This window comes from Vibrio sp. 2132-1 (genome assembly GCF_033344315.1).
In genome coordinates this window covers 1-701 of record NZ_JAWPON010000337.1, presented here as the reverse complement: position 1 = coordinate 701, position 701 = coordinate 1, and the positions used below count along the sequence as shown (strand labels likewise).

The 701-nt window shown below is 50.1% G+C and carries 1 protein-coding gene; it reads left to right on the top strand.

Annotated features, from left to right (window positions below; genetic code table 11):
* The coding region (locus R8N47_RS25265; protein WP_318186116.1) for an alpha-1,6-glucosidase domain-containing protein at positions 1–701 on the top strand (701 nt) is incomplete at both ends.

The following is a 701-nucleotide window of genomic DNA, read 5'->3' as shown; positions in this document are numbered from 1 at the left end:
CGATCGTGGCTGTGGTGAACTCAACATCAACAGAGAAATCATTTGTCGTGAAAGGCGCGACAGGTTTCGAGCTGCATGAAGTTCAACAAAACTCTGCAGATGACATCGTGAAAGGCGCAAGCTTCGCAAATGAAACCTTCACTGTGCCAGCACTGACTACTGCGGTATTCGTACAGCCACAAGACGGCGCGCAAGGTGCGGGTCTGCCAGTCAATACGGACAACAAAGACGTATCGAGCATTCCTCCTTTCGGTGAAACCGTGGTTTACGTGAAAGGCACAATGAACAATTGGTCAGACAACAGCGACTGGGCAATGACTTTCATTGGCAACGGCATGTACTCAGTAACAGGCGTACTTGAAGCAGGCAGCCACGAGTTCAAATTTGCAGACACAGGTTGGGCAAATCCGAACATCGGTTGTTCTGTGGCAACAGTGGGCAGCGGCTCTCTGGAGCTAGGCGCAGAGGAAAACTGTAAACTCACCGTCGCAGAAACAGGCAAGTACAACTTCACACTGAACGCGCTATACGTTCAAGATGAGAAAGTTGAAAAACCTGTGGTTTCCGTAACCAAATCTGCGGATGCACCAACGTTTGGTGAAACAGCACTGTACCTACGTGGCACCATCACAAGTTGGGACACTCCGGCGCAAGATTCAGCAGCGAAGTTCAGCTACGTCGCCAATGATGTTTACTCGCTA